23 protein-coding genes are annotated in these 19609 nt (G+C 34.4%); 4 read left to right on the plus strand and 19 right to left on the minus strand.

Features of this window, described 5'->3' with window-relative positions; genetic code table 11:
- Positions 1–109 precede the first annotated feature (109 nt).
- Positions 110–673: a DNA-3-methyladenine glycosylase I gene (locus ABXT67_RS03440; protein WP_415375889.1), complete on the plus strand. Its 564-nt coding sequence runs from the start codon at positions 110–112 to the stop codon at positions 671–673.
- Positions 674–734: 61 nt separating this feature from the next.
- Here the strand turns inward: ABXT67_RS03440 and ABXT67_RS03445 are convergent, their stop codons facing one another.
- The 5 genes from ABXT67_RS03445 to ABXT67_RS03465 all read right to left on the minus strand — a co-directional run bounded on the left by ABXT67_RS03445 (position 735) and on the right by ABXT67_RS03465 (position 5976).
- Complete coding sequence (locus ABXT67_RS03445) at positions 735–2462, minus strand: agmatine deiminase family protein (protein WP_415375890.1); 1728 nt, start codon at positions 2460–2462, stop codon at positions 735–737.
- An 88-nt stretch (positions 2463–2550) separates the two neighbouring features.
- The gene (gene aat / locus ABXT67_RS03450; protein ID WP_415375891.1) at positions 2551–3198 is read right to left on the minus strand and encodes a leucyl/phenylalanyl-tRNA--protein transferase; all 648 of its coding nucleotides are present in this window, start codon (positions 3196–3198) and stop codon (positions 2551–2553) included.
- On the minus strand, positions 3198–4574 hold the full coding sequence (locus ABXT67_RS03455) for a TIGR00366 family protein (RefSeq protein WP_415375892.1): 1377 nt from the start codon (positions 4572–4574) through the stop codon (positions 3198–3200). Before ABXT67_RS03455 ends, aat begins: the two co-directional genes overlap by 1 nt.
- Before the next feature lie 91 nt (positions 4575–4665).
- Positions 4666–5049 (minus strand): DUF3127 domain-containing protein, encoded by a 384-nt coding sequence (locus tag ABXT67_RS03460; protein ID WP_415375893.1) that lies wholly within the window; start codon positions 5047–5049, stop codon positions 4666–4668.
- Between the two features lie 96 nt (positions 5050–5145).
- Complete coding sequence (locus tag ABXT67_RS03465) at positions 5146–5976, minus strand: flavin reductase family protein (protein WP_415375894.1); 831 nt, start codon at positions 5974–5976, stop codon at positions 5146–5148.
- Between the two features lie 100 nt (positions 5977–6076).
- Between ABXT67_RS03465 and ABXT67_RS03470 the strand changes: the two genes are divergently transcribed.
- Together ABXT67_RS03470 and ABXT67_RS03475 are read left to right on the plus strand one after the other, a co-directional pair.
- A complete protein-coding gene (locus tag ABXT67_RS03470; RefSeq protein WP_415375895.1) occupies positions 6077–7237 on the plus strand; it encodes a sensor histidine kinase in 1161 nt (386 codons plus the stop codon).
- Positions 7234–7578: a hypothetical protein gene (locus tag ABXT67_RS03475; protein ID WP_415375896.1), complete on the plus strand. Its 345-nt coding sequence runs from the start codon at positions 7234–7236 to the stop codon at positions 7576–7578. The genes ABXT67_RS03470 and ABXT67_RS03475 overlap by 4 nt, the downstream gene beginning before the upstream one ends.
- Here the strand turns inward: ABXT67_RS03475 and ABXT67_RS03480 are convergent.
- Both ABXT67_RS03480 and greA read right to left on the minus strand, forming a co-directional pair.
- Positions 7573–7968: an HIT family protein gene (locus tag ABXT67_RS03480; protein ID WP_415375897.1), complete on the minus strand. Its 396-nt coding sequence runs from the start codon at positions 7966–7968 to the stop codon at positions 7573–7575. The genes ABXT67_RS03475 and ABXT67_RS03480 overlap by 6 nt on opposite strands.
- A gap of 3 nt (positions 7969–7971) precedes the next feature.
- Complete coding sequence (gene greA / locus ABXT67_RS03485; RefSeq protein WP_415375898.1) at positions 7972–8448, minus strand: transcription elongation factor GreA; 477 nt, start codon at positions 8446–8448, stop codon at positions 7972–7974.
- A 204-nt stretch (positions 8449–8652) separates the two neighbouring features.
- Between greA and ABXT67_RS03490 the strand changes: the two genes are divergently transcribed.
- Positions 8653–9090 (plus strand): hypothetical protein, encoded by a 438-nt coding sequence (locus tag ABXT67_RS03490; protein ID WP_415375899.1) that lies wholly within the window; start codon positions 8653–8655, stop codon positions 9088–9090.
- 51 nt (positions 9091–9141) lie between these two features.
- Here ABXT67_RS03490 and ABXT67_RS03495 read toward each other — a convergent pair whose 3' ends face one another.
- The 12 genes from ABXT67_RS03495 to ABXT67_RS03550 form a co-directional block, all read right to left on the minus strand.
- Complete coding sequence (locus ABXT67_RS03495; protein ID WP_415375900.1) at positions 9142–9633, minus strand: ISL3 family transposase; 492 nt, start codon at positions 9631–9633, stop codon at positions 9142–9144.
- A 13-nt stretch (positions 9634–9646) separates the two neighbouring features.
- The gene (locus ABXT67_RS03500; RefSeq protein WP_415375901.1) at positions 9647–10030 is read right to left on the minus strand and encodes a transposase; all 384 of its coding nucleotides are present in this window, start codon (positions 10028–10030) and stop codon (positions 9647–9649) included.
- Between the two features lie 204 nt (positions 10031–10234).
- Positions 10235–10360, minus strand: coding sequence for a hypothetical protein (locus ABXT67_RS03505; protein WP_415375902.1), 126 nt, complete (start codon positions 10358–10360; stop codon positions 10235–10237).
- A gap of 58 nt (positions 10361–10418) precedes the next feature.
- Positions 10419–12299 (minus strand): T9SS type A sorting domain-containing protein, encoded by a 1881-nt coding sequence (locus ABXT67_RS03510; protein WP_415375903.1) that lies wholly within the window; start codon positions 12297–12299, stop codon positions 10419–10421.
- 3 nt (positions 12300–12302) lie between these two features.
- Complete coding sequence (locus ABXT67_RS03515) at positions 12303–13481, minus strand: esterase/lipase family protein (RefSeq protein WP_415375904.1); 1179 nt, start codon at positions 13479–13481, stop codon at positions 12303–12305.
- A gap of 174 nt (positions 13482–13655) precedes the next feature.
- Positions 13656–14267 carry a hypothetical protein gene (locus ABXT67_RS03520; protein WP_415375905.1) on the minus strand — a complete coding sequence of 204 codons (612 nt, stop codon included), beginning with the start codon at positions 14265–14267 and terminating at the stop codon, positions 13656–13658.
- An 11-nt stretch (positions 14268–14278) separates the two neighbouring features.
- Positions 14279–14434, minus strand: coding sequence for a T9SS type A sorting domain-containing protein (locus tag ABXT67_RS03525; protein ID WP_415376915.1), 156 nt, complete (start codon positions 14432–14434; stop codon positions 14279–14281).
- A 92-nt stretch (positions 14435–14526) separates the two neighbouring features.
- On the minus strand, positions 14527–15138 hold the full coding sequence (locus ABXT67_RS03530) for a hypothetical protein (RefSeq protein ID WP_415375906.1): 612 nt from the start codon (positions 15136–15138) through the stop codon (positions 14527–14529).
- Positions 15139–15149: 11 nt separating this feature from the next.
- On the minus strand, positions 15150–15305 hold the full coding sequence (locus tag ABXT67_RS03535) for a T9SS type A sorting domain-containing protein (RefSeq protein ID WP_415376916.1): 156 nt from the start codon (positions 15303–15305) through the stop codon (positions 15150–15152).
- A 103-nt stretch (positions 15306–15408) separates the two neighbouring features.
- The gene (locus ABXT67_RS03540; RefSeq protein ID WP_415375907.1) at positions 15409–15816 is read right to left on the minus strand and encodes a hypothetical protein; all 408 of its coding nucleotides are present in this window, start codon (positions 15814–15816) and stop codon (positions 15409–15411) included.
- Positions 15817–16021: 205 nt separating this feature from the next.
- Positions 16022–17038 (minus strand): T9SS type A sorting domain-containing protein, encoded by a 1017-nt coding sequence (locus ABXT67_RS03545; protein ID WP_415375908.1) that lies wholly within the window; start codon positions 17036–17038, stop codon positions 16022–16024.
- Positions 17039–17301: 263 nt separating this feature from the next.
- Positions 17302–19521 (minus strand): TonB-dependent receptor, encoded by a 2220-nt coding sequence (locus tag ABXT67_RS03550; RefSeq protein ID WP_415375909.1) that lies wholly within the window; start codon positions 19519–19521, stop codon positions 17302–17304.
- Positions 19522–19609: the final 88 nt, after the last annotated feature.

Below are 19609 nucleotides of genomic sequence, written 5' to 3' on the forward strand. Positions count from 1 at the left end.
TGACTTTGACGTAAATAATTCTTTAAACTTACTATCTTTAAAATGCTAAGTATGATGCAAAAATACAGTTTAATTTAAATTGTAAGTGTCAAATAAATATTTTCGAAACATGAATAAAAGAAGATGCGAATGGTGTGGAAATGACCCCTTATACATTGCATATCACGACACAGAGTGGGGCGTTCCAGTATATGATGATGCTGTTCTATTTGAATTCTTGATTCTTGAAACATTTCAAGCGGGATTGAGTTGGATTACTATATTGAGGAAACGAGAAAATTTCAGAAATGTATTTGATCATTTTGACTACAAAAAAATAGCTACCTACAATCAAGAGATAATTGATCGCCTATTGCAGGACGCGGGTATTATTAGAAACAAATTAAAAGTGAATAGTGCTGTAACAAATGCTCAAAACTTTATTAAAATCCAAGAAGAGTTCGAGACTTTTAGCAACTATCTGTGGAGCTTTGTAGATGGAAAACCGATAAAAAATGGGTTTAAATCTATGAGAGAAACTCCCGCTAATACTGCATTAAGTGATAAAATAAGCAAGGACTTAAAGAAAAGAGGCTTTAAATTTGTAGGAACAACCGTAATTTATGCCTACTTACAAGCAACGGGTATAGTAAACGATCACGCCACCTATTGCTATAGATATAGTGAGGTTTAGATAAATATATTAGCAAAGAAACCCCATTTAAAGCGGCTTTCTTGCTATCATATTTACGATGTTACCACTTGATGATTTTTTTTGTAACTTTTCCAAAATCACCAGTGAACGTTGCAAATAAAGTGCCTTTCCAATTGTCTTTTAATTGCAATTTAATAGTACCCTTTCCTTGTTCGATATTTTGACTAAACAACTTTTGCCCTAACATATTATGGATAGTAACTGCTACATTTCCTTGTAATTGATTCATTTTAAAAGAAACTTCGCCATTTGTAGGATTAGGATAAGGTCCTGAAATAGGATTTATACTAAAATCTTCTGTCCCTAATTCATCAACTACTTCTATTGTCCAATAACCTTCTGGAGCAACAATTGGGCGGTTTAGTGTTTTTCCAGAATTCGCTTCGCCTCTTATATAATATTGCACGTTATCCTCTGCTACTGGAATATCAACAGTCCAAATATCGTTTCCAGTGGATGTCATTGCCGCTTGAGTATAATTTGTGGCTCCTTCATCTCTATAAAAAACAGTAGCCGTACCAATACCAGAACGGTGTTTTACACTTGCCTCTATGGTAACCAAATTATTTTCAATACTTTGTGCAACCGGTTGGTGTACAATCCACAAAGGATCTGCAACACCTATAGAATGTGTGATACAATGTATGGCTCCTACTTGAGAAATTAAATTTTCCCCTGGGTTATCTACATCGATACCTACAATAGTATATCCTGGCATTAATTCTTGCCATTGAGCAATCGCTGCGTCATCAACTTCTTGCCTATATATTGGGAGTAATATTGTTTTATTAACAAAAATAGCATTCGTAAATGTGCGATAAAAACCGCCTTGGTCTGGATACAGTCCAGATGTGCTTGGTGGCGCATCAATCCATTCCACATTGTAAGGAGTGCCAAATGGAGAGTTAAAATTACTTAAGACATACTCTATATTTTCTTCTATTTGTGGTCCATCTGCAACACCAGTTGGATATCTGCTCACCAACAACGTCTCTTCATCAAGCAATTTCATATGCATATCTATGTGGTTAATTACATCAAAAGGCAAAGCTGTCATTTTAATATAATTTTGAATCCCCATATAATCTTCCATGATTTGGTCAATCTGTGTTTCGGTTTTAGCGGAAACACCGTATGGATTTCCTGCCTCATTTTCTTCTAGAATCAATTCTGAAGCAAATGCATTTCCAAGCCCATCACTCATATAATTTCCCCCTGTATTTACTAGATCATTGGGAGCACTATCTGTTACATAAAGTGGAATTCCAGTAAGCGCTGCATGTGCAGAAGGCACAAGATTATCATTGGGTCTTGGACGGTTGTATATCCAATCTACAATTGCTCTGTCTTCAACTTCGTTCTCATACACTGTATTCCCTGAATAATCACGAATCCAAATACTATCCCAATCTGCATCCATAAAAATAACATTGGTCAAATCTACACCACCAGCTGTTAAATAATTTGCCACACTGTTTTCATTTTGCGTGGTTATTATGACGGTACATTCCTCAACTCCAGCAGCCACTATTTGTCTTAAAATACCTTGAAAATTATTTTCCCAAGTTATCACTAGATATTCAATCTCTTCCCACTCTGCTGCTGCTCTAACAGGAACTGAAGGTGGTGGAGTCATACGGGTGCTCGTGAACTGAAAATCTGAAATTATACTGCGTTCTTCTTCGGTAAGGTTATTGGGTAGAGGCTGTTGTCCAAACAGTATCGTTGAAAAAAGGATTAGAAAGGCATTAGTGAATTTCTGAGACATAACATTCGTTTAATAATTGAATCTAAATATCTCAAAATTATGCCTTTTCTTACATAGAAAAGTGATTTTTATGAGAAAAAACAAAACTTTAACGCTTAGAATTTAAAATATATAAGAAATCATCACGAGCTATTTCTCTCGCACCCAAACCTTCTAAATGTGGAGTGTATACCTGACAGTCAATAAGTTTATAATTGGCCTGTTTTAATTGTTCCACCAAAAAATACAATCCAATTTTAGATGCATCACTTTTTTTTGCAAACATACTTTCTCCACAAAACACCTTCTGTTTTTCTAATTTAATCCCGTAAATCCCTCCTACTATTTTGTCTTCTTCCCAAACTTCAACAGACTGTGCAATGCCTTTCTTATGAAGCGCGACATAAGCATCTTTCATTTCTGATGTAATCCAAGTACCACCTTGACCTTCTCTTCTTATTTCTGCACAGCTAGTAATTACTTCCTCAAACGCCTCATTAAAAGTGATCTTAAATGTCGTTTTTGCAATGGTTCTCCTTAATGATTTTGAAACTTTAAATTCTGAAGGGAAAAGCACCATTCTTGGGTCTGGTGACCACCAAATAATAGGTTCGCCCTCAGAAAACCATGGAAAAATACCCGATTCATAAGCTAACTGAAGTCGCTGTATAGACAGGTCTCCTCCTATTGCAAGAATACCGTCTTCATTTGCATTTTTCTGATTTGGAAACCAAAGTGTGTGGTTTAATAAATACATTAAAATAAAAGTAATCCTGTTACAAAAACGAAGACACCCACTAGCATTAAAACTAGTATATAGGGTAAAATTTCCCGCGCTTTTAGTGGTGTTATTCCTAATAGGGGCAATGCCCAAAAAGGTTGAAGCATATTTGTAATTTGATCTCCGTAAGACAGTGCTAAAATCATTTTAGGCAACGGAACCCCTAACTTTAAAGCCGACTCTATAACGATGGGGCCTTGAATTGCCGATTGTCCTCCATCGCTCGGCACAAAAATATTAGCAAGTCCAGCGCTAAAAGATGTTAAAATAGGCAACGTTCGCGTTGTAGCAATAGAAACAAAGAAATCTGAAATTTGAACGACCCTACCACTTTTTTTCATAATCCCCATAATACCAAAATACAATGGAAACTGAATTAAAATACCACTAGCCCCTTTAATCGATTCGAAGTGTGCACTTAAAAAGCTTGCAAAATTTTTATGTAGTACTAAAGCCAGCCCCAACACAAAAAAGTTCAATAAATTGGGAGTAATGGCTAAAGAACCAATAGCGTTAAAATATTGATAGAAAAATGCTGCTAAAACTAAAGTCCCAAAACCAATTCCAAGAATGTTTGAGGTATCTAATTTTTCAGTACCCGATGCGTTTTGGGTTGTTTGTATTGGGTTTTTATAAACAGATAGATTCGCTGGGGTCACACCAACCCTCTTGCCTATAAAGTAGAGAACAGCAGGAATTAAAATCAACAAAATCGAAAAAAGCATCAAATTAAAACTACTAGAAACTGTTTGGTCAAAAGCGATGCTATCTGGAACTTGAGCTATCAATTCTGGAGTACTCACAACACTCATTAAGCTAGCAAGGTGAACCCTTTCAGCTACTTTTAAAGGTACAGAACCACTTATGCCTCCATGCCAGATCATTAAGCCTACATATCCAGAAGCCCCTACTAATAGACAGTTAATTTTGAAGCCTCTTAACTGCGCAGATCCAGCAACCTTTCGTGCCAAGATCGCGACAAAAATTAAACCCAGTCCCCAATTAAAAAAAGAAACTAATAGTGTTGCAACACTTACCAGTAGAAACGCATTTCCTGTGTTTGTTACCCCGCTTATTAATTTCATAATAAGCGCATCCAAAGGTTTACTTAGGACTAGAATATGTCCCAGAACTAGGATGAGCATCATTTGATATGCAAAAACCAGTAAATTGTTATTCCAAATCCCGCTTTCCCAATAGGAAAGTATGGTCAGAAAATGGTTTTTTTTTGTTGGAGCTTCCGTAAAAAAGAATGCTATAAAAATAGTGAGGAGCGTCAATAATACTGTAATCACAAAAGGTGATGGGAGTACTTTTTTGAAAAATGATTCTATTGTTGTTGTAATTCCCATAGCGTAAAAATAGGAAAATAAAAATCCCGTTATAAAGTTTTATAACGGGATTCGTTTTATTGCGCAAATTTATGCGCTATATCTTATTTCATTAGAACGGCAAATCATCGTTATCTTCTTGATTTAGATCTGTTGCTGGTTCAAAGACATCTGCTGGCGGCATTGGTGGTAAATCCCCTCCTGCTGCTGCAGCTTGACCTACTGCCTCAATTCTCCATCCTTGGATAGAATTAAAATATTTAGTTGTATTTGTCTTAGGATCTAACCACTCACGACCTCTCAAATTAATACTCACTTTTACTTCCTGATCTGGAGCATAGCTGTTTAAAAGATCTGTTTTGTCTTGAACAAACTCAATCATAATATGTTGAGGGTACTGCTCTTCTGTTGTGACTACTAATTCTCTTTTTCTAAAACCGTTGCTTCCAAAAGTTTGCGTTTCTCCGACTAATTTTACTTTTCCTTGTACTTCCATAATGTTCATTTTTCCACCGTACGCTTTGTTTTTTGCGTTAATGGCAATCTTTGTTAAATTAATAAATAGTTAGTGTTTTAATTCCCTTCAGAAAATTTATTCTCTAATAAGTGTATTCCAGGCAGCTTCTACGTCACCTAATAACAGCAATTTTTGTGCCTTTTCTAAGATTGCTTCACTTGTGTCAATCCCGTTTTTGATATTTACAGGTAGTGTTTCAACATTAGCAAGCATGGCTAAGTCATTGCCCGTTAAAATGTCATTATTTTTTAAAGACGCTGGTAATTGGTCTATCCCAATTCCTAATGTTACTAATGGTTTTGGCACTTCAAAAAGCCCCTCTTTTGAACGGCCATACCAATTTCCTCCTAATCTTGATACTGGATCTAATTTTTCAGGATCGATTTTTCCTTCGGCATCTAAAATTTTTTCGTCTATATGAACTTTAAGCACTTCACAAATCACCAAATTACCAGCTCCTCCTTCTGTTCCCAAAGCTATCACTTCGTTTACTTTGCATTCAAATTGTACTGGTGCTTCAGCAACTCTTGGTGGCTTTATCGCTTCCGAAGCAAGTTCGGTAAAACCTGCCTTTTTAAACTCGTTTACCTCCTTAGCATATTCAGTAGAAGACAAAGACATTTGCTGCACCATGGCATAATTGCAAATATTAATAACTACTTCTTTAGTTTCAATTACATTTTCTAAGGTATGCTTAGTGGTATTATCTCGAACTCTGCGAGCAGGAGAAAAAATCATAATTGGTGGATTGGCACTAAACACATTAAAAAAACTAAATGGAGATAAATTTACAACACCGTCCTTAGAGATGGTGCTTGCAAAAGCAATAGGCCTTGGAGCAACGGCCCCTAACATATACCCGTGGAGCTTGGCTGTTTTTACTTCAGCTGGATCTATTGTAATCATAGGGTAAATATAGTGAATGCCTTGCCCTCTTTAAAACTTGAACGCACAATAATATTAACATTTTAGCATTATATTTAACAATCAATAGGCAATTAAATTTATGCAGCAATACAGTTCCTTAACGCGATGGGTTTTTATTTCTGCTTCGGCAATTATTATAAGTCTCATCTTATATAACACATTGGTATTCTTTAACCAGTTGAAAGAAAACGAACGTGCAAAAATGCAAATTTGGGCAGAAGCGCAATTGGATGTTGCGTCTGCATCTATAGACATAAATTCAGATGTTAGCGACGTTTCATTAACTATAATACAGGGCAACACCACCACACCCATGATCTTATACAGTCATAAAGAAGACTCTTATGATAGTAGAAACATGGATTCTATTTCTATAAATGACAAAAAAAAACGAGATGCGATCATCTCCCAGTTTGAAACTGAATATAATCCTATTATTACTACTTTTGAAAATAATCAACTGTCTACTATTTACTATGGAAATTCACCACTCATTAATAAACTAAAATACTATCCGGCAATTTTAATCGTAATTCTTATCTTATTTATTGCCGCTATATACTACTTTAACGAAACTGCAAAAAGCGCTGTACAGAACAAATTATGGGCTGGGATGGCAAAAGAAACCGCACATCAAATTGGCACCCCATTATCTTCTTTATTAGGTTGGACTGAAATCCTAAAAACTGAAAATATTGACCAAAGCTATGTGACTGAAATGCTGAAAGATATTACCCGACTAGAAACAATTACAGATCGTTTTTCGAAAGTAGGCTCTATTCCAAAATTGGAGCAAAAAGACTTGGTACAAGAAACCAAGGAAGCTTATGACTACTTAAAAAGCCGAAGTTCGAGATTAATAAATTTTGAAATATCTACCCCTAAGGAGCCCCTCTTTGTGGATTTAAATCCACAACTTTTTGGATGGACTATTGAGAACCTTGTAAAAAATGGAATCGATGCGATGAAAGGAAAAGGAACCATTGAAGTTCGGGTTGAAAATGCTGGTAAAAATGCCCTTATTTATATTTCAGATACAGGAAAAGGAATCAAGAAGAAAGATCAAAAAAGAATATTTAACCCAGGTTTTACTACAAAAAAGAGAGGTTGGGGATTAGGACTATCTTTAGCAAAAAGAATTATAGTAGCATATCACAATGGGAAAATTCGTGTTTTAAAAAGTACACTAGGAAAAGGCACCACCATTGTTATTTCTCTAAAAAAAATAGAAAATCAATGACCACTAATCATACACTTCATAAGGCACGTATTAAAAACAATTGCCCAGAATGTTTTGCCAATGATGGCTTAGAGTTTATTTTTTCACAAAACCAGACGGTTAAAAAACTGTATACATCTGCTTCAAAAGATATAGAAGAAAAACTGTTTTGTCACAGTTGTAAGAATATCATATACCCTGTTAATTGGGGCGATGATATAGACCGTGTCTATGACTACAATAAAAAACAGGTTATGTCAAAAAAAGGGGCCATAAAACTTACAACAATTGGCTTCTTAGTTGTATTTATTGGGATTGCAATAATAGGAATCAGCGTATCTATTTTATTGCAAAAATTATAAAGAAATCGCAGCTGCAATGTCTTTCGCTAATGCCTTGAAAGCTTGATCATCCATTGTAACTTTGTTTTGAAATGTCATCTCTTTCATATCGTTTAAAGGAATTAAATGAACGTGAACATGAGGTACTTCCAATCCAATAACACTCATTCCTACGCGTTTACAAGAAATTGTTTCCTCTAGTGCCAATGCCACTTTACGACTAAATTCCATTAACAAAAGGTATTGATCCGAGTTCAAATCAAATATTTTGTTTACTTCTATTTTTGGAATACAAAGCGTATGCCCTTTGGCATTGGGATTAATGTCTAAAAAAGCAATATGGTTTTCATCCTCAGCAACTTTATAGCAGGGAATTTTACCATCGATAATTTTTGTAAAAATAGAGGCCATTTTTTAATCTCTTGAAATTTCTAGCACTTCAAATTTTAAAGTTCCATTGGGCACTACAATATCTGCTAAATCACCAACTTCAGAACCCAATAACCCTTTCCCAATAGGAGAATCTATAGAGATTTTTCCTGTTTTTAAATCTGCTTCGGTTTGTGCGACTAATTTATAAGTCATCTCCATTCCATTAACCTGATTTTTAATTTTTACGGTAGAATGTATAAGCACTTTTGAAACATCTAGTTGAGACTCATCAATTACACGAGCATTTGCCACCACTTGTTCTAATTTTGAAATGCGCATTTCTAACATTCCTTGTGCTTCTTTTGCTGCGTCGTATTCTGCATTTTCACTCAAATCTCCTTTATCACGAGCTTCAGCAATTGCATTAGATGCCCCTGGACGTTCAACGTCTTTTAGCTGATTGAGTTCTTCTTTTAATTTTTTTAATCCTTCTAGTGTATAGTATGATACTTTACTCATTTTAATTTCGTTTTAATGAAGTGTAATTTCGGCATTGTTCCTATCACATTTTAAAAATCCTACCGATTACTTTTGAGACAACTCAAAGAGGGCAGGAATGCGAAAATCCCATACACGACGGGATTTCTCTTATACAAATATACTAAAAAATAACTTGTTAGGTACTTTTTTGTACTTTTGCAAATGATAATTACCCTTACTAATATGAAAAAAATTGCGCTTCTATTTTGTTTGACTATTTCTCTATTCTCTTGCGATTCTGATGATAATGCAGTAAACCGAGACAACCCCTTTTTATTTGATCCACCAATAAACATATCTCTTGATTTGAGCCTCCCAGAATATAATGGACTCAATTTTCCGGGAAACAATGTGATTATTAGCCAGCGAGGTATAAAAGGAGTTGTAGTGTACAATGTAAACAATGATCTTTATACTGCATTTGAGCTAAGTGACCCTAATCACATACCCAATACTTGTTCAAGAATGGACGTAAACGGAATTCTAGCAAGCTGCCCTTGTGACACTGATGAAAATAGTTATGATATCTTTACTGGACAGCACCAAACCAATGCTGAACTATTCCCTATGCAAGCTTATAGAGTTGAAAAAGCTGGTAACTCGATTATAATTACTAATTAATGAGTAATGAGTAATGAGTAAAATTTAAATAAAACTTAATTATTTTTGGCTCTATGTTAAATACAGTGGGTAATCAAATTTAAGTTTTCCGAAGATAAAATAAATCATATTAATAAAGTTCTTGGTATTAGCATATCCTCTTGCTCTTTTTTTGGCTCGTTGAATTTTTGAATTTAGCCCTTCTAAAATTCCGTTGTTTATTCTACTTTCAATATAGTTTATAATGCCTGTCCAGTGTGCTCTTATGGTTCTTGCACCCTTCATAAAGAGCTGTCTCTTTGATTCTTCTGCTATATCACACCAAAAAGCCAAACATCCCTCCGCCTCTTGTTTATCTTTGAGTTCCCAGAATTCTGTAAACAATTGTTTTAACCTATAACCTTCAGCCAGAGGCGGATAGCACTCTAAAAGCAAGCCTCTTTCCTCTTTAATTTTTGGGGTCAGATTACTGTTAAGTAAAGTGTATTTGTGTCCCTTTAATAGCTCATTACCTCGCCTTTCAAGTTTTCTAAGTTCGTCCATTGCCTTATTGACTTCTTTCACAACGTGAAATTTATCAAATGTAATGTCGGCATCTGGTAAATAGTTGTTGCAGCCAGATTTTGAATGCGGGCGAGATGTCTATACAAACTTGTTTAACCTTATTGACATCTACCTCTTTTTCTTCGAGATATACCACCCTTTTCCTAATACAGTCAGAATCCTTGCCTTGAAATGCATATAGCACTCTGCGCTCGTTCAAATCAACCATGGTCGTCACATAGTGATGTCCTTTGCGTGTAGAGGTTTCATCAAAACCTACTTGTTCTAACAAATCTATTGTATCTGCACTGTGTGCTCTAGAGATCCAATAATTAAAAAATGTCCAGATCTTATTGGGGTAAATACCTAAAATTTTAGCCGCTTTATTTATTGGCATCTCATTCTCTATAAGTAACATAGAAAAAGCTTCAAAGAGTAATGTAAAACCGCTCTGTGCTCTTGCCCAAGGAACAAGTTGAGTAATGACCTTACCGTCTTTTTGCTCTACTCTGGGGACTTTAGCCTGTAAATAACAATGATGCTGAAAGAAATTTAAGTGCTGCCAAGTACGGGCAACAGTATCATAAGCAGTATATGAATTACCATCAACTGATTTAAACGTTTAACCTTTAGCAAAACCTAAATGAATATCTAAACGGGATTCCGCTTTATTGAACTTAACTTCTTTGATGCACCAAGGTAATTCTAAACCCAAAGCTATTGCAAAAATCTCTTGTGAATTTGACATAGCATAAAGGTGAAATTTTTAACTTACCCATTCAAATCAACATAGAATCTTATTTTTCTTAATGTTGAACAAGTAATTGCTGTGATTTTACACTATCACCATCATATACATGTAAAAAATAGGTGCCATTTGGCAGATTTTCTGTATTGATTGTTTTTTCAACATTTGTGGTTTGACCTTGATATTTAATAATAGAATTCGCATCATAGATATAAATGTAATAAGTACCAGGTGGATGCTCCTCAAAATGCAACTTAAATTCTTGATTAGCTGAGTTTGGTATTGGTACGATTTGTATAGGATCATAGCAAGTTACACAAGGCCCACCATTATATTGAGTCACATACATTTCTTGGCTGTATCTGCTTTCTCCACATGCACTTACCCCCCAAGCTTCAACATGACCTTCATGACCCGCATTACCTGAAAAAACATCATCTAAATGTCGAGATTGACTAAATTGTTCTTTTATTTGCCAATTATCACTCGTAGGGTCAATAATTGGTACTATGTCAAAATCAGGATCGAAAGGCGCAGGCAAACTCCACCTGTAATAATCTGCACCGCTAATTGGCTCCACCTCATAATCATTGGTTGAGCCAACGTGTACATGATCTGATCCAGTTATAGAATTTTGTTCAGAATCTGGAATACCTACCCAGATATTTCGTTGATATACAACACCATCCAAAATAGCCCGTACATAACCGCTATTACTATAGAATTCTCCTAAACCGTCTTGAGGCTCTACTAAAAGATAATCCCAACCACCTACTACAATTTCTAAATTTGAAGAAACCTCCCAAGTTACTCCTTCGTTGACAGGACACAAATCAATAAAATTAAAAAAGGCATTATCATTAAGACAAATTCTATTTGAACCCGTTACAAAATCTGCATTATTAGTTTTATAAACTGTAGGGAGCTGCTCATTACCTGCAAGTTCTTCTAGCAACCAATCCACACTCTCTTGTGTAAATGAAGTGTGTTGCTCATTATTTTCTGGACCAAAATATGTATCGAAAGGAATTTCATTGGTACAGGTAAGATCACGATCTAAATTTTCTGACCAAACAGTTTCTGGTTGGTAAAATCCTAAAGAGCTAAACGTAGGAATAAAAGAATTCACATGTTCGTTATTATAAAGAGATAATTCTGCACCCCCTAATAAATCTGACAATAATGCCCATACATTGCTTAGAGAGAGTGTATGCCAAGACCAAAAAGGACTAGAGATGTATGGAAACGGGTCATCATTACCTTCTACCGATTTTGCCAATTCGTTAAATCCAGGAAACCAACCACCCTGAACATTATCCATATTCCCTCTTGAATTTATATTAGTGATACGAAGAGATATATTTGAAAATCCATTTTTATACTTTGATATCCTTAAATTTTCATTTAAACTAGGCATCGTATAGGCTTCTAAACTTGCAACATGTTCATCCCAACAAAAAGGCCAAGGAGTACAAAATGTTTGAAAGCCTCTTACATTAAAGCCTATTTCACCATTATTGATATAATTGTCTAGCTGTGCAGTAAAAGGATTGTAATAAACCTTGGTGTTTTTTAAAGCTCCGTTTACTAAGGCGATTTTACGTAAATTTTGTGGATACCCCTTACTTTCAGCTAATCCATTTGTAAATAAGTTGTTGTAATATTCTATATAAAAAGGATGCCCCCGATCTACTAAAAACCCTTGCTCCTCAGTTTTTCCATCTAAATAGCTTGTATTTAATTGGTATGAACTAGCACTATGGAATTGTTCAATAAGTTGTTGTTTTGCAGCGACCGATCCTAATTGGTCTACAACAAAATCATTAGCAGCTGGCACATCATCTTTTATTTGGTTTAATAAAGACTGTAAACCCATAGGAATATTTGCACCAAGATGTGGGCTATCTATACTCACCCAAAGTCTCGTATTATGATCCATGCCTTACTTTTCCATATGCGCCAGAGCGTATCTAGATATTTGTCCACCCATACTAGGGCCTACAATTACTAACTCTTCATTGCTATTGTTTTGTGCTAGAATAGTATTCAACTCTTCGTACAAAGCTACATGCGCCAAAGCATTACGCTCTATATAATCTGCGCCGCCATCTATGGGGGTATTGTTATTAGCGGAAATACTATGGTTGGGTTGATTTACAATGACTACATCATAGCCTTGTAAATTTAATTCATCAACTAAATATATTTCGTTATCATTTGCATCAACAAAAGACATAAAATCGTACATAGATGTGTGTTCATTTGGAGGCAAACTAGTATCGCTATCTTCAATTTTACGCGTATCGCCAGGGTCAAAACCGTCAATTATTACTATGGGTTTTAATAAAGTAGCTTGGTTATTCCCATTATTAGTATGGTAAAATATACGGTATTCTAAATATCCTTTATATCCAAGCCAAGGATCTGTCGCTGTAATGTTATAGTCTTGAATCAAAGGTTGAGAGGGCTGGCTATATGCTAGCAATGAGTGTACTGCCGCTTGTGTAGTTTTACTAGTGCCGTCTGCAAAAGTAGCTGTAAATATTAGGGTTTTAAAACCTTCGCTTGCGTAAGTAATGTTAATTTCAGTAGTAATAATATTGCCATTACTCATTAATGTATAGTCTGTATTGGTATCAAAATTGGCAACAAGTTCTACAATTTCTTTCCCGGCTACCTCTTCAATTAAAAAGGTGCTATCAAATAGATACTTTATAGTGTTACCTCTCACATATTGCTTAAGTGGTGAAGCCATAAATGTATGATTTTCAACAAAAGAAGGTTTGGTATTGTTAATTTTTTCAAATTTATCATTCTGCACTTTTAAGGCACCTTCTGGCTCATTCTCTTTATTATAATTTAACCAATGATAAGTGGCATTTAGCACCCCAATATTTACCGAAGAATATATATTGTCTGCTACATAATGCTCACGTAGTGTATTATAATCAATAAATTTTTCTTGATTAGAGGCTTTGTATAGATCGTGAAGTGCTTGTTCAAATAATACTTTGTTTGCTAGTTTGTCATTGCTGTTAAAACTAGTAAGGTTACTCCAAGCACCACTCCTATCATACAAAACTCCCGATGTAAAAGATGTTTTGTCAATATCAACAAGCATACTATCTATTTTGGTCGTGTTTTGAGCTTGTGTACTAAAGTGTGTTAAAAAAGATAAAAGAATAAGCTAGAATAAAAAATTTCTCATAATTTTGAAGTATTAATAGATGAAACAATATGGTAATTTGGTTTATGTATTATGTTTGAGGTGTCATTGGCGTGGCACCTTTTTTAACTAAGGGAAATCAATAATATTGGTATTTAAAACATCCCATTTAATATCAAAACGTCCTTGGGTAATTTCTATAATATCAGATGAATCCTCTTGATTAACAGCTTGACAACTAAAAGTTCCTGAAATAATTCGATTTTCAAAATCATAGCGAGAAATAAACAATTCTCCACTATTAGCTATGGAACAATACTGTGTATATGGTTGACTTAAATCTTTAAGTATTAAACAACGAATGTTTACAGTGTTGTTTGCGAAAATACCTTTTAAACAATTACTATCTTCAATTATATAAGTGCCTTCTCCATTTAATGATAGGTCAGGAATATGAACATCTATAATTCCCTTTGCATTACTTTTATAGTCTTGCACGTTAATTTCACTATATTCAAATTCTGAAGATGGGGGGTTACCACTAAAAATCATTCCACGAGCAGGTCCTAAGGTAGAAGTAGCTCCATTTCTTGGAGTAACCAGCACACCATCTACGTAGCAGCCAAAGGTATTTGCGCCCGTTTGCGTTATAAGAGGTAGTGTAGGATTAAATTCATCATCACTTTCATTACAACTATGCACTAAACCAGTAAGCAATAATAATAAGATTAAATATTTCATAGTAGCTTTTTTTATTCTTTAATAATTCGTTTTGTGATTGCGTTGTTATATCCAATAATTTCAAGAAAATAAACCCCAGTTTGAAGCTTAGCGATATTAATTGAATGAGACTTGGTAGTCCCATCTTGGGTCATTAAAAGTTTTCCTTGTAGGTCATAGTAAAAAATTTCTCATAATTTTGAAGTATTAATAGATGAAACAATATGGTAATTTGGTTTATGTATTATGTTTAAGGTGTCATTGGCGTGGCACCTTTTTTTTAAGGGAAATCTGAAAAATTATTTAATAATTTCCAGTTTATATCAAAACGACCTTGGGTAATCTCGATAATTTCATCGGGATTATCTCTATTTATAGCTTTGCAACTAAAAGTTCCAGAAAAAATACCTTCATTTTTATCGTAACGTGTAATCAGTAATTCTCCAGAATTTTCTATAGAACAATACCATTTAAATGCTTGGGTATCATTATCAAAAATTCTACAAAATATATTTAAATTAACAGGCGAGTACACGTTGCTATAACAATTACTTTCATTAATTGTAAATACACCTTCACCATTTTCATCTAAGTTGATAAAGTGAATATTCAGTATTGCTCCAGTTCCGCTTTTAGAGTCACGAATCCTTAATTCATGGTAGGGGATCTCTTGTGTTTGGGGACCACTACTCATAATCATTCCAGGAGTTGGGTGCCCAAGTGAAGAAGTAGCTCCATTTCTTGGAGTAACAAGCACACCATCTACGTAGCAGCCAAAAGTGTTTGCGCCCGTTTGCGTTATAAGAGGTAGTGTAGGATTAAATTCATCATCACTTTCATTACAGCTATGCACTAAACCAATAAGCAATAGTATTAAGATTGAATATTTCATAATAGCTTTTTTTATTCTTTAATAATTCGTTTTGTGAGTGTGTTGCTATGTCCAATAATTTCAAGAAAATATACACCAGTTTGTAGCTTAGCGCTATTAATTGATTGAGACATGGTAGTCCCATCTTGGGTGATTAAAAGTTTTCCTTGTAAATCATAGTAAAAAATTTCTCATAAATTTGTAATGTTAATATGGCATAGATTAAACTTGAGTGAAAATTAATTTTTGTTTATTAATGTTAGGCATCATTGACGTGGTGCCTTTTTATATTTACGGGAATTGTATCCCTGGCAGTTCTTCCCAATTTATATCGAATCGCCCTTCAGTAATTTCTATAATATCAGTTGGGTTGTTTATATTGGCTGCTCTTCCATTAAAAATACCAGAGACAATTCTATTGTCTAAATCGAATCTTGTAATTGTAATTATACCTCCCTCCTCTACAGAAAAATATCGCTTAATCGTTTGCGTCTCAGAATCTAATACTCTACAATAAAAATTTGGCCATGGATTTGAATGAAATCCTCTATTCCCATTACTCTCTCCGATAAAATAATCACCTTCTTTTAGATTGTACAAATCATGTAAATGGATATTTATTCGTCCACTAGTTCCGCTCTTAAAATCCACAACATTAATATCTGTATACACTGTTGAAGTAGAACCCCAATAATACATTCCGCGATCTGGCCCTGTAAATGTACCAGTGCCGTCTCTCGGAATTACAACGATACCATTTATTTTACACCCAAATGTATTTTCTCCAGTTTGTGTAATTAAAGGTAATGTAGGGCCCGAATCTTCATTTTCATCATCCTGATTACAACCGTAAAAAAGACTTATAACAAGTAATAATGAGAGTATATTTTTTATACTAAAAATTTTAATTTTTAATAATTTGTTTTGTAAAAGATGTTTCTTCCCCCTTCACCTTAAAAAAGTAGACACCTGTTCGAAATTCAGAGATATTTAGTGTCTGTGTCTTCGTATTTGATGAATAGCTTTTTAGTAATTTACCCTGCACGTTGTACACTAGAATTTCATTAAAGGATTGAGAGCTTTCAATAGTTATAAATTCACTTGATGGGTTAGGGAAAAATGTTGTTTTTGTTTCAATACTATCTTCTATCCCTAGTGTACAATTTTCTGTAAAATTAATTGCGTGACCTACTTGACTTGTTATTTCATCTATCAACACCACATTATCAACATCATCTATACAGATATCCTTTAATATGGGTAGATTTTCGAAATTACTTGAGTATATACCATCAAAAGTTATATTCTCGTTATTTCCGTTTTGCAAATTGATTGATTGAAATTGCATATTATTATTGCAAATCAATGAGAATAAATTACTATTTGCACTTAAATCTAAATTTTCCAAAAGAGTTTCTCGACATTCCAGTATAGAGAGAATAGGATTATTACTAAAATCAAGTTCTGCTATAGTATTATTTCCCATTGAAAAAAGTAACAAATTAGGATTACTATTCACATCTATCGATGTAAGTTGATTAAACCTACATTCAAATTGAAATAATGAACTATTATTACTTATATCAATTGAAGTGAGTTCATTTTCATAACATAAAAAAACCTCCAATGCAGTATTATTACTTACGTCAATAAAAGTTAAGTTATTTGAAGTACAGTCTAAGTAAGTGATATTCACAAAGGCCTCGATACCAGTTAAATCATCAATAAACGCAGCATTTACACTAATAGTAGTAGTTTCTTGTGCCTCAGCTACTTGTATTTCTCCATCATTATTTGCATCTATGTCAGGATTCATTGATAGCAGTGCATTCTTAAAATTTGGATCTGGAATATCAACAATTTGAGCATTGACATACATCGCAGAAAAAAATAACACAAAAAAAATATATGTTTTATTCATGACTTTAGGAATAGATACGTAGCAATAAATTGGTATTTAGAAACAAATTACCGGGGAGGAGGTGTAATTAAAAAACTAAGGTATAAAAAATAAATAAATACACAAGGATTTTATTAACTATCGAAAATTTTATTTATTTACGGGAAATTGTAAAGCATATTCTAAAGAAAAAGATAGTTTATCGTATTATTCTGAAATTTAAAACCCCAATTCCTTTAAAACGGAATTGGGGTTTTAACGTTATTTTCTTAAAAAATTTCAGCCTAAAACTTAATAGTAGCCCCCACTAAAAAGTTAGCTCCTGCTTGTGGGTAAAACCCTGCTCCTTCTTGGGTAGTTACTTCGCCTGGCACACTAAAGTCATCATCAAACGTGAAGAAAAATCCGTTGTTTACAAACTGAGTATCCAAAACATTGTTTACAAGACCGTTAAAAACAATCTCTTTAACAAATGGCACTCCTTGTAAACGGTACACCAAATTAATATCTTGAATAAAATAGGCATCTAGTTTTGAAAACTCACTGTCTATATTACCCATATATTGCTCTCCTACATACTTTGATAATAGCCCTATTTCAAAGTTTTTTAATGGGCGTATCATTAAATTATTTGCAGCTACAATAGCTGGCGAAAAAGGCAAATTGGTATTTCCTAAATTTACAACTTCACCATCTTGCTGAAATATAAAGTCTACATTCTTATTAGTACTAACAGCAAGATTGGGCATTAGTTTTACATGTTTTGTCAAGGAAATAGCCGCATCTATTTCAAGTCCTAAACGATAACTGTTCCCACTAGTTGCTCTTATTGGAGCACCTACATCATTTAAGGCACCAGTAAGGACTAATTGGTCTTTATAATTCATAAAATAAGCGTTGGTATTTACCATCACCTTTTCTTTTTTATAACGCCATCCTAGCTCATAATCATCTAATCTTTCCGCTATAAATAATCCCTCTTCAAAATCACTACGACGCGGCTCTCTATTTGCTCTACCGTAAGAAAGGTATAATTGGTTTGCATCATTGTGTTGATAAGCAGCACCAAACTTAGGGTTGAAAAAATTATAATTCACGGCTACCTCTAACGGTGTTTTATCAGATTCAATCCCTGTAGTGGTATGTCTTACAAAGCGTCCTTGTAGATCACCATACACGCTCCATTGAGTAGCTATTTTATAGGTTGCCTTAGAGAAAACTGTCACTTCTGTTTTTTCACCAGTTCCTTCATAATACCGTTCTTTATAATCATAATCAATAGGAAATTCACTCCATAATATTTCACCAAAATGATCTCCTTGATACAGACTTGCAAAGGCACCTGTAGTTGTATCCCAGTTTTCATCTTTATAATTCACAGATGCGTTTATGGCATAAAAATCATTGTCTAACCAGCGACGTCTTATATAATCTGTCGATGTGATTTCGGCTCCATTAATAGTGTATGGCTCCACTCCTAAAAATTCGAAACTAGCTTGGTCACTAAAAAAGTTGTTAGGGTAAAACTGGTCATCAACATATTGTTCAAAATACCCTCTACCATAGGTATAGTTCATTGCTACATTACTACTCCATTTATTATCATATTTTTGATTCCACAATAATTGATAATGATCTTGCGCATAATTATCTACTTCATTGTCGTAGAAGCCTTCAAAATCACCATTAGCATCAAATTGTTGTCCTATGATATTAAAGCGTCGATTTTCAGCTAACTGGCTGGCATCAATACCCCAATAAGCTTGATAAGTCTCCTCACGACCTCCAAAACCAATGGCTTTTATTAAGGTGTTATCATCCACATAACTTGCTTGTAAAAAATAAGATTGTAAGTCTGATGAGGCTCTATCCACATAACCATCACTTTTAATAGAAGACAGCCGTCCTGCAATTTCTATGTGATCATTAAGGAGTCCTGTACTAAATTTTAAATTATGCCTTCGGGTATTAAAAGAACCTATAGAGCTGGCTATTTCTGCAGAAGCTTCTTTAGAAATACCGTCTGTCAATAAGTTTAAACTCGCACCAAAAGAGCCACTTCCATTTACAGAAGTTCCTACTCCACGTTGCAGTTGTAAACTTTCAACTGAAGAGGTAAAATCTGGCAAGTTCACAAAAAAGGTACCTTGACTTTCAGCGTCATTAAACGGAATCCCGTTGAGTGTTACATTAATGCGGGAAGCATCACTACCTCTTACTCTAAAAGAAGTATATCCAATACCTGCTCCAGCATCACTTGTGCTCACAACAGAAGGTAAATACTGTAGCATAAAGGGAATGTCTTGCCCTAAATTTCGTTTTTCGAGCTGTTCTGCGCTAAGGTTGGAGTGTGTAATGGGCGAATCTGCTGCGACCCTTACAGATTTGATAAGGACTTCACCAAGGTTCTCCACTTTGGTGGAATCTTGAACTTGGTTAGGCACTTGTGCAATGACTGCAGAAATACTAAAAGCAGCAAAAATAGTGGTAATAATTGTTTTCATTCGTACAATGGTTTTGTGACGAATAAAAGGAGCATTATTCTTTATTAAAAATAAAATGATGTCTTTCTGAGTGCTGCCAATTGGCTAA

It is taken from the genome of Patiriisocius sp. Uisw_017 (assembly GCF_047731265.1).
GTDB lineage: Bacteria > Bacteroidota > Bacteroidia > Flavobacteriales > Flavobacteriaceae > Patiriisocius.

What these genes read in the sequence shown, in the direction of transcription:
- ABXT67_RS03445 (WP_415375890.1), bottom strand. Translation starts at nt 2,462, where the DNA reads ATGTCTCAGAAATTCACTAATGCCTTTCTAATCCTTTTTTCAACGATA.
- ABXT67_RS03540 (WP_415375907.1), bottom strand. Translation starts at nt 15,816, where the DNA reads ATGTATTATTGGGGTTCTACTTCAACAGTGTATACAGATATTAATGTT.
- ABXT67_RS03520 (WP_415375905.1), bottom strand. Translation starts at nt 14,267, where the DNA reads ATGAAATATTTAATCTTATTATTATTGCTTACTGGTTTAGTGCATAGT.
- greA (WP_415375898.1), bottom strand. Translation starts at nt 8,448, where the DNA reads ATGAGTAAAGTATCATACTATACACTAGAAGGATTAAAAAAATTAAAA.
- ABXT67_RS03475 (WP_415375896.1), top strand. Translation starts at nt 7,234, where the DNA reads ATGACCACTAATCATACACTTCATAAGGCACGTATTAAAAACAATTGC.
- ABXT67_RS03500 (WP_415375901.1), bottom strand. Translation starts at nt 10,030, where the DNA reads ATGTTACTTATAGAGAATGAGATGCCAATAAATAAAGCGGCTAAAATT.
- ABXT67_RS03490 (WP_415375899.1), top strand. Translation starts at nt 8,653, where the DNA reads ATGAAAAAAATTGCGCTTCTATTTTGTTTGACTATTTCTCTATTCTCT.
- ABXT67_RS03455 (WP_415375892.1), bottom strand. Translation starts at nt 4,574, where the DNA reads ATGGGAATTACAACAACAATAGAATCATTTTTCAAAAAAGTACTCCCA.
- ABXT67_RS03505 (WP_415375902.1), bottom strand. Translation starts at nt 10,360, where the DNA reads ATGTCAAATTCACAAGAGATTTTTGCAATAGCTTTGGGTTTAGAATTA.
- ABXT67_RS03545 (WP_415375908.1), bottom strand. Translation starts at nt 17,038, where the DNA reads ATGAATAAAACATATATTTTTTTTGTGTTATTTTTTTCTGCGATGTAT.
- ABXT67_RS03530 (WP_415375906.1), bottom strand. Translation starts at nt 15,138, where the DNA reads ATGAAATATTCAATCTTAATACTATTGCTTATTGGTTTAGTGCATAGC.
- aat (WP_415375891.1), bottom strand. Translation starts at nt 3,198, where the DNA reads ATGTATTTATTAAACCACACACTTTGGTTTCCAAATCAGAAAAATGCA.
- ABXT67_RS03480 (WP_415375897.1), bottom strand. Translation starts at nt 7,968, where the DNA reads ATGGCCTCTATTTTTACAAAAATTATCGATGGTAAAATTCCCTGCTAT.
- ABXT67_RS03440 (WP_415375889.1), top strand. Translation starts at nt 110, where the DNA reads ATGAATAAAAGAAGATGCGAATGGTGTGGAAATGACCCCTTATACATT.
- ABXT67_RS03470 (WP_415375895.1), top strand. Translation starts at nt 6,077, where the DNA reads ATGCAGCAATACAGTTCCTTAACGCGATGGGTTTTTATTTCTGCTTCG.
- ABXT67_RS03460 (WP_415375893.1), bottom strand. Translation starts at nt 5,049, where the DNA reads ATGGAAGTACAAGGAAAAGTAAAATTAGTCGGAGAAACGCAAACTTTT.
- ABXT67_RS03465 (WP_415375894.1), bottom strand. Translation starts at nt 5,976, where the DNA reads ATGATTACAATAGATCCAGCTGAAGTAAAAACAGCCAAGCTCCACGGG.
- ABXT67_RS03515 (WP_415375904.1), bottom strand. Translation starts at nt 13,481, where the DNA reads ATGCTTGTTGATATTGACAAAACATCTTTTACATCGGGAGTTTTGTAT.
- ABXT67_RS03510 (WP_415375903.1), bottom strand. Translation starts at nt 12,299, where the DNA reads ATGGATCATAATACGAGACTTTGGGTGAGTATAGATAGCCCACATCTT.
- ABXT67_RS03550 (WP_415375909.1), bottom strand. Translation starts at nt 19,521, where the DNA reads ATGAAAACAATTATTACCACTATTTTTGCTGCTTTTAGTATTTCTGCA.